General features: G+C 46.2%; 8 protein-coding genes. 7 read left to right on the forward strand and 1 reads right to left on the reverse strand.

Annotated features, from left to right (window positions below):
* The first annotated feature begins 83 nt into the window (after nt 1–83).
* The gene (locus GCU39_RS07075; protein ID WP_321575630.1) at nt 84–980 is read left to right on the forward strand and encodes an alpha/beta fold hydrolase; all 897 of its coding nucleotides are present in this window, start codon (nt 84–86) and stop codon (nt 978–980) included.
* 258 nt (nt 981–1,238) lie between these two features.
* Complete coding sequence (gene murD, locus GCU39_RS07080; RefSeq protein WP_152392866.1) at nt 1,239–2,567, forward strand: UDP-N-acetylmuramoyl-L-alanine--D-glutamate ligase; 1,329 nt, start codon at nt 1,239–1,241, stop codon at nt 2,565–2,567.
* 143 nt (nt 2,568–2,710) lie between these two features.
* Here murD and GCU39_RS07085 read toward each other — a convergent pair whose 3' ends face one another.
* Nucleotides 2,711–2,926 carry a hypothetical protein gene (locus GCU39_RS07085; protein ID WP_152392867.1) on the reverse strand — a complete coding sequence of 72 codons (216 nt, stop codon included), beginning with the start codon at nt 2,924–2,926 and terminating at the stop codon, nt 2,711–2,713.
* A gap of 258 nt (nt 2,927–3,184) precedes the next feature.
* Here GCU39_RS07085 and GCU39_RS07090 point away from each other — a divergent pair, with 258 nt between their 5' ends.
* The 5 genes from GCU39_RS07090 (at nt 3,185) to panD (ending at nt 8,027) form a co-directional block, all read left to right on the forward strand.
* Nucleotides 3,185–3,790, forward strand: coding sequence for a DUF4304 domain-containing protein (locus GCU39_RS07090; RefSeq protein WP_152392868.1), 606 nt, complete (start codon nt 3,185–3,187; stop codon nt 3,788–3,790).
* 76 nt (nt 3,791–3,866) lie between these two features.
* Nucleotides 3,867–5,081 (forward strand): hypothetical protein, encoded by a 1,215-nt coding sequence (locus GCU39_RS07095; protein ID WP_193726802.1) that lies wholly within the window; start codon nt 3,867–3,869, stop codon nt 5,079–5,081.
* 71 nt (nt 5,082–5,152) lie between these two features.
* Nucleotides 5,153–5,839: a 4'-phosphopantetheinyl transferase family protein gene (locus tag GCU39_RS07100; RefSeq protein WP_152392870.1), complete on the forward strand. Its 687-nt coding sequence runs from the start codon at nt 5,153–5,155 to the stop codon at nt 5,837–5,839.
* A 180-nt stretch (nt 5,840–6,019) separates the two neighbouring features.
* Nucleotides 6,020–7,081: a glycosyltransferase family 2 protein gene (locus GCU39_RS07105; protein WP_152392871.1), complete on the forward strand. Its 1,062-nt coding sequence runs from the start codon at nt 6,020–6,022 to the stop codon at nt 7,079–7,081.
* A gap of 562 nt (nt 7,082–7,643) precedes the next feature.
* Nucleotides 7,644–8,027, forward strand: coding sequence for an aspartate 1-decarboxylase (gene panD, locus GCU39_RS07110; protein ID WP_152392872.1), 384 nt, complete (start codon nt 7,644–7,646; stop codon nt 8,025–8,027).
* Nucleotides 8,028–8,052 lie beyond the last annotated feature (25 nt).

Below are 8,052 nucleotides of genomic sequence, written 5' to 3' on the forward strand. Positions count from 1 at the left end.
GTGTCTAAAACTATCCACAGGGGCGTGAGCGTGAATAGTTCAGTTGCCTCAGTCATAAGCTCAAATATGTCGTCTAGGAGAGGATGTTGATTGTGTTTCCTTATCAATCGGGGAATTATCCAATTCCAAATCCTTATTACCGATACATGCCCCAAAGGCAGTATTACAACCCTTATTCTGATACAAGATGGCTTTGGTGGCATTATCCCATAGAATCGCAAGGAAGCTACCGTTTTTCTCCACCTCAACAGCTTACCTTTGTACTCGTACATGGCTCCTGGGCAGATGCTCATTTTTGGGATGGCGTAGCTGCTGAATTGCGCAGTCAAGGGCACACCGTCTATACTCCAGAATATGCAGGCCACGGAGCAGATCCAAATAAAAATGTCACGCATGCAATGATTACGAAATCAGTCGTTGATTATATAAAACAGTTGAACTTGCACGACATTGTTCTCGTGGGGCACAGCTTTGGTGGCACAGTCATCCAAAAAGTTGCGGAACAGGTGCCTGATCGTATCAAGCGTCTGGTCTTCTGGGATGCGTTCGTACTGAAAGATGGTGAATCGCTTGCAGACGAGTTGCCACCCCAAACGAGACAAGGATTTGAACAGCTCAGAACCATGTCGAAAGACGATACGATTATGCTTCCGTTTGAGCTGTTTAGGGCTTTGTTCGTAAACACGGCCTCCACGGAGGATGCCAAACTATTCTATAAAAGCGTCTCTCCTGAACCAGCTAAACCACTTTTCGAGAAACTGGATCTTAAAGTGTTCTACGCGCTACCAACCCCCAAAAGCTATGTATATTTCTACCAAGATAATGTATTGCCTCAAGGAGAGGGTTACGGTTGGAATCCCCACATGTCAACACGACTCGGTCTGTTCCGTCTGATCGTTGGCGATGGGGACCACTTTACGGATACGCGCACAAGACCAGCTTATTTGGCACTTAAGATTTACGAAGCAAGTCGAGATTAATGTGTTCAAGCGCATCTCTCGGCAACTGTCGATGACAGGAACATATTGTTTTATGTAAATGAGGACGGCTATGGAGACGCCATATCGATCATATTCATTATAAAAAACCGAGGAACTGCTGGGTAACATCCAGAATCCTCGGTATTTACTTATGAAAAGATAGAACATTTCGTATTATTAAGCTAACAGGCAGGATAATTCCATTACAATTCCAATATGTGGTATATTTGATTTAATGTTCACTAAGCGGAGGTGCTTATGAATTCTTTTGAATCCTATACCCAATCGTTGGCTGGTCGGGACGTAACCGTTATCGGTGCTGGCGTCAGCAACTCACCGTTGATTCGCATGCTGTTCTCGGCCGGAGCGCACGTTACAGTGCGTGACCGTAATTCTGACCTACCTCGGGAGGAGTGGGACGATCTAGGCGTCGAGCTGCGCCTAGGGGAAAATTACCTTGATCATGTTGAGGGCGACATTGTGTTCCGTACTCCAGGTATGCGACCAGACCATCCAGCGCTGGTCTTGGCCCGCGCTGGTGGCAGCCGAGTGACCAGTGAGATGGAGGAGTTCTTCGCACTATGTCCATGTCCCATTTTCGGCGTGACCGGTTCGGACGGTAAGACCACCACTACGTCGTTGATTGCCGAGATATTAGCCAACGGAGGACATAAGGTACATTTAGGAGGCAACATCGGTACGCCACTTTTGACGCGTGCGGGCGTGATGTCGGAGCAGGACGCATGCGTGGTCGAGCTGTCCAGCTTCCAGTTGATGGACATGACGCGCTCTCCCGATGTGGCAGTGATTACAAACATCTCGCCCAATCATCTCGACTGGCACTGCGACATGGATGAATATATCGCCGCGAAGCGCCGACTGTTGGATTTTCAGAGTGCTGAAGACCTTGCCATCCTCAACGGTGACAAACCGATGACAGCCACACTAAGCGGGCGGGGACGAACCAAGTATTTTGGAAGGCACACGGTCCGCAATGGCATGATCGACGGTTTGGTACCCATCAGTGATATTCGTTTGCCGGGGTGGTATAACGTGGAAAACGTCATGGCTGCCATGACCGCCGTGCGGGGGACTGTGTCGGACAAGGCAATTTTGGAAACGGTCCGGACCTTCGCTGGCGTGGAACACCGTAACCAGTGGGTGGCAACGGTGGGTGGCGTGAATTACTACAATAACTCCATCGGCTCTAGCCCAGCTCGTACTGTTGCTACTCTGCATGCGCACGTGGGCAGAGTACTGCTGATCGCCGGAGGGCGAGATAAGAAGGTGCCTTTTGACGAGATGGCTCGGTTGCTGCCTGATCATGCTAAGGTGTTGCTGTTGATAGGCGAAGCGGCCAGTCAAATCGAGGCTGCGGCGCGAGGAGTACCGAGGTGTCCGCCCATTGTCCGCTGCGAAAGCCTAGATGAGGCAGTGGTGCAAGCGCATAAGCTAGCCATACCGGGCGACACTGTGCTGCTGAGCCCTGCCTGCACTGCATATGACCAATACAACAACTTTGAAGAGCGTGGGCGTCACTTTGTAGAGCTGGTCAGGGCATTGCGCCGATTTGAGGGAAAGGATTGAATTGATTTATTACGCTATGACGAGTTCCTGAAATTATTGGCGCAATAATGCAGAAGGCCCACATCCAATGCGGGCTTTTTGTTTTTGCTAAATTTCTGTCGATCTTCTTATGTACACTGTGCTCTTGGATATCTAAAACCTATCTATTTATCAATTTCTTCTAGAGCTTCTGTGGCAATGGTCATGGATGCCTCGTTGCCTTGTGCTGAATTCTCTGCAATAGTCTTTAGCGCTTTTTTGGCGATCTCCATCTGTGCGGTCAAACGGTCAACCATTTTGGCAAGATCGATGGCAAAGTCGTCTGTTAGTTCGCCATTGCCTATTAAGACAACCGTAGTAAACTCGAATCTATTTTTCATCTTTATCCATCTCCTTATTGTCTATATGGGCGTATGAAAATCATAGGCTACATACGCTGTTTTGTAAATGTTTATCCTTTTTACGACTTTGCTTGGCGTTCTTTGTCATTTCGTTAGTTTTGTCCGAAGTAAGTATTCCATGATACAATAATGGCACTAATATTTTCCAAAGTGACGGAGGCAGGACAACCGATCTACGAAAGCCTTACTCATACGTATTTGAAACAAAAATCTATAGTTTTTCTACTAGGAGGGATCATGCTGCAGAAGCTCTTTAACGATTTAATTAAGCTGGACGTGAAGCCGCTCCTTTCCAAGCATGGATTCACAAAAAAGAGTTTGAATTTCAATAAGATAACAGAGAGCCTCATCTACATGTTCAATTTCCAAAAATCATCTGGCAATTCAACGGACAATGTAATGTTTTATGTGAACTGCGGTATTTATGCAACAGAGTTGGCAAAGATCCAATCGAAAGATATTCTGACGGCACCCCAAGAAGCAGAGTGTCACTTCAGAGCGAGAATCGGGGAGATTGCCCAGTCTATTCCAGATCGATTTTCAATTACGCCTGATACAAATATGGATGACTTAAGAAAGACGCTACTCAGTGGGTTAGAGGAGGTTATTTCTTTCTATGAAACGGTGACCAGTGCCAGATCCATAGTTGATTATTACACTTCAGGTCCTTATTTACATCTGGGTGAAGAGAGCTTTCATTTGCTATTACAATCCAATGATGTATTAGCGGCTAAACATTATTTGAAGGCTTTGCAGGAAAAGTACGGAACAGAAACGCGATGGACCATATTCGAAAATAAATACAATGCCGTCTTCAAAAAACACGGAGTGAAATTTGATTAGCAATTAGACAGCATAATGAGTGTATGTGAGAAATGATGTGAAGTAGCAGTAAGCATTAGGACTTTAAGAAGAAAGGATGACGGGAGTGCCAAATGATAACCAAGCTCGCTCTTCAGCTTCTGTTAAAGAAGATGGTTGTTATCCCATTGATCTGACGGGTCCTCGCAGCCACACGCTTGTCATGCGGCCCGGTGTGGGCAGCCTATCTATCGGACCTTCGCACTTGGGGAAAAGGGCGGACCTTCATGTCGCGCCAGACGCGCGTATCGATTGGACGGTATTCGATGCCTTCGCTACGCCGGCGGGCTCGCCCTGGCCTCGATTTCTGTACTATACAGGGAGTGACGCAGGCTTCTTGGATTGGGCCCAGAAACGTCCCATCGAAGAGATGACGTGGGCTCCGGTCCTGTCTGCAGATTTAGTGGTGGACGCCAGCCAGTCCATTTTGCATGGCTTGCATATCGAGCTGGGGCCGTCCAAAGGGCGCCTGAGCTTAAAGCTTCCGAAGGGACCTTTCCGCCTGAACTTATCTGGCGATCTATCACGCTTCACGGCCACAGGCGATATGCCGTCTTCACTGACACTAGCGCCGCGCACCAGCCGACGCAAGAATGATCCGCCTATCACAATTCCCGACCTCGGTGAATTGCACCAGGTAACGAGTCTTACGCTGCAAAATACGCCGCTGGGACAGCCCATCTCGCTGGACTGCCTAGACCGGTTCCCAAACCTTGACTCACTAAGTTTGTGGGGGAATTTTTGCAATATGGACTTGTTGGCTCGTCAAGCCCGGTTAACGAATCTGGAGCTGCGCTTCATGCCTGATTTGGAGGAATTGCCATCCTTGGGCACGTGGCCGTTGCTTGATAGATTTATCGCCTACAATGTAGAAGAGACCGCAGGCAAGCGCCTAAGGCAGCAAATGAAAACACGCGCAAAAACCCGCCCATGGACCGGTTATGCTTCTGTGAGCCAATTGCGAAAGTCTGCGTGGTGGACGAGCGAATTTGGTCGCCCGTTCTCGTCCTGGCCTAAACGTCTGGCCAAACTGGCTAACGAAGCTTACAACGTTGCACAGGCGTCCTTGGCTCAGTCCCGCAGCCTTGCGGATGCCGAGGCAGCCATTACCGCTTTCACCGTGCGTTTCAATACCCTCAAAGGCATCGAAACCACCGAAAGAGAAGACCTTGGCGAAGCCGTGTGGCAACTCAGCCAGTCTGATCACCTGATTGGCCAGTCTATCACGGAGGAGATGGCTCAATGCTGGTTCGATGCAGCTCGCGAATACTGATAAGCTAACCCGAACACTTGATTCATGAAAATATTGTCGTCGCTCTATTAAATTAGAAGGTGGGTTAATCATTGCAGGTTTTTGTTTGTAACATAGATTTTGAATGGAAGGAGCCCTTGTATTATAAGGCTCTTGAAAGAGTGGATGAACGAAAGAAGGAGAAAATTGTTCGTTTTGTTCATAAAGAAGATGCATATCGATCCTTGCTGGCGGACTTGCTGCTAAGAACCATCTTAAATGACCAGTTTCATTTGAAGGATGAAGATATGTTGTTCGGATGGAATGAATATGGCAAACCATATTTAATAAATAGGGATAACATTTGCTTTAATCTTACGCATTCAGGAGACTGGGTCGGTTGTGTGATCGGACAAAAACCTGTGGGAATCGAAATCGAGTATATGAAGTCTATTGATTTAAATATTGCCAAACGATTTTTCAGCCCAGATGAATATTTTGCACTTCAGAGGGAAACTCAGGAAAAACAGCTCGATTTTTTCTACGATTTGTGGACACTTAAGGAAAGTTATATCAAAGCGGTTGGAAAGGGCATGGCTATTCCTTTAGATTCATTTACGATCCGGCCAGAGGGAGATTCAGCGTTAATTTCTGGACTCGATCAAGAATATTACTTTAAGAATTATAATTTCACGGAAGGTTACAAGATGGCTGTTTGCAGTAGTAATAACTGCTTTCCGTCAAAACCAATGTTTGTGGACGCCTTGCGGCTTATACAAGGAGAACTTTTTGTTTATTGAGACCAATGCTGCATAATAGCCTGAAATAGAAAATAGGATCCTTTATCCATAGGATCCTATTTTCTATTTATTCTTTAAGTCCAACATTACTTTTAATATTCTATGTTGACGGCTTTCCATTCCGCATTTACACTGACGATGATTTAAGGCATATATTTTGTGACGATTGGAGTGAAGCGAATGGAGCAGTTAATAAGCATTGTGATGCCAACGTATAATCGGGCGCATATCATTTCCGGCGCGATCGAGTCCATCTTGTGCCAGTCTTACGTGAGCTGGGAGCTGATCGTTGTTGATGACCGAAGCACGGATCATACGGAAGAGGCGATCCGTGAGTGGATGCGCAAAGATGTGCTAATCCGTTATGTGCGTAATGAACGGGAAAAAGGACCGGGAGGCGCGCGAAACACAGGAATGCTGGCGGCACGAGGCGAATATTTGGCGTTTCTTGATTCCGATGACGAATGGTATCCTTGCCATTTGACCGATAGCATGAGGACGCATGCGCTGACGAAAGCGGATATCAGCTTTGCGTTATGGGTGGAACGGCACGGGGATATTACCTCCTACTACTTTGATAATGAGGTTGAGCGGTACTGGCTACATTCGATGCGAACAACGTTCGAAACATGGAATGATGGAGTCACGATTGTATTCGAAAAAGGATTGTTCGAGGCGTTTTTATCACATACGCGCAATTTTTTTCAACTGAACACGATGGTATTTCGCCGGGAGCTGCTGGAGGAAGTCGGCTTGATCAACGAACATTTCTATCTGGGGGAAGATACGACCTATTTGCTCCGTTTTTTCGACAAATACAGAATTGCGCTGCAAACCAAACCTCATGCCGTCTACCATGAATCTCCCGACAGCCTCTACTTCTTCTGTGACCGCTGGCAGCTTGATCCCGATACGATCCATCTCAATGAGGAAATATATATAAAAATCGAGGGACTTAGCTTCAAATCAATCAAGGTGCGTGAGCATATCCGGGATTTGGTCGCTCAGTCCGATTCCGTCAGCAAAAAAGCGAAACAGCTCTCATACATTGACATTGGCATCGCAAGCAAATATTATACACTCAGCTATTTGAACCGTTACAACCGCAAAAAAGCACTCCACTATTGCCGCCAATCCCTTCGTTATAAAGTTTCGATTTTTAATCTGTTTTTGTTTGTCAAACTGCTGTTTTCAAGCAAGAGCGGAAATGCTTTTTTGCATAGGGCTCTTAATTTCTGGTAGAGATACTCAAAAAAGTAAAAGAATTTCCCCCTCGATTGTAAGATTATTACCCTATCGCAAGTAAAGGTTTAGCACTACTATAAGGGTAGGTTGTAAGAAATTTCCTTATCGTGTGGAAAGTATTTATTGAGTTAAAACGCTTTAATTCATTACCACTGTACCTACTTACAATCATGATTCTCCCCCTTCGCAACACTGAACCGCCTGTATGATGAACTGCTGCAATGTACAAGCCTCGTTTTTTTGTTTCTACTGTAAGAATTTTCAATCAACTGGAACCCGCACAATGCATGGACCTGTCATCAGCAAGATCACACAGTAGTAGCATGAGTTTGCTAGTCATCATGCCCCCTCACAATCACATGAAATTATCTATTCAGCTTGAACCCACACATAAGCATGAGCTTGCTCTATCCGTACGCACCACGGCCATATTGGCACGAACTTGTCGTAGATTTTCTTGATTGAATGGTTTGTTTGCAGTCCGAATGTTATTAAAAAAGAATATTCGGAGCTAAGTTTTATTTTTCCAAACCACCCCACAAGGAGAGTGAGTGTATTCATGTTTAGAGAGATGCATAAGTCTAAAATTCACCGCGCTGTCGTAACAGAGGCCAATTTGAATTACGTAGGGAGCATAACCATCGATCAGGATCTATTGGATGCATCGAACATTCTGGAGAACGAAAAAGTACAAGTTGTCAATATAAATAATGGAGCTAGGCTGGAGACATATGTCATCACCGGCCCAAGAGGCTCGGGAATGGTCTGCTTGAACGGCGCCGCTGCTAGACTAGTGCAGCCGGGCGACCGCGTCATTATTATTTCATACGCGATGATGGAGGAATCGGTAGCCCGTACGTATCGTCCGCATGTTGTTATTATGGACGAGCATAATCGCATCGTAACGGAGGATTATCAAGAACTGCATTCCACAACGGTGTGATAAAGAACAGAATGGAGGGCTTCCG

Origin of the sequence: Paenibacillus guangzhouensis (genome assembly GCF_009363075.1) — a bacterium.
Taxonomy (GTDB): domain Bacteria; phylum Bacillota; class Bacilli; order Paenibacillales; family Paenibacillaceae; genus Paenibacillus_K; species Paenibacillus_K guangzhouensis.